The organism is Cupriavidus sp. CP313 (assembly GCF_054072015.1).
Map to the genome: position 1 here is coordinate 1 of NZ_JBSVZB010000095.1, position 641 is coordinate 641.

At 66.0% G+C, this 641-nt stretch carries 1 pseudogene; it reads right to left on the reverse strand.

The features are described 5' to 3' along the window. Positions 1-482: pseudogene (locus tag ACW4E8_RS41045) on the reverse strand (group II intron reverse transcriptase/maturase); the annotation flags it as partial. Positions 483-641 lie beyond the last annotated feature (159 nt).

The window sequence follows — 641 nt, forward strand, 5'->3', positions numbered from 1 at the left end:
GCACGCCTGCCGGGACGGAAGCCGTAGCTATGCTCGCTGAAGGTAGGGTCCAGAATTGGCTGCAGCACCTGCAGCAGCGCTTGCTGGATCAGCCGATCCGTCACCGTCGGGATACCGAGCTCGCGCTCGCCTCCTCCGTCCGGCTTTGGAATCGTCACCCGCCGTACCGGACTGGGCCGGTACGTCCCCTTGAGCAGTTGCTCGCGAATCACCGGCCACGCCGACACCAGATAGCGAGCGGTCTGATCAATATCCAGACCATCCACGCCAGCGGCGCCTTTGTTGCGTCGGACCCGCCTGAACGCCTGCGTCAGGTTCTCTCGCGTCAGCGCTGCTGCCAGCAGCGCCGACCCTGTGCTCTCCAGTTCGCATCGCGGGCCGCAAGCTTCGTCGCAGACGGGTTCGCGTCCGGCTTCACCGTCCGCTTCTCCCGCCCGCCCCGCTCGCGCGGGCTTCTGACGCAATGCCTGTTGCATCGACACGATTTCGAACACTCCCTCTCGTTCGGTCCTTCGTCGGCGGACTTGAGCCTTCCCGGCGCTACCCCCGACTACTATGACCTCTGCTGAGACCCCGCTCCGGCTCGACGCCGTCACCCTTTCAGGCGCAAGGCGGGGCGTCCCCAGGTAAGAACGCACTCC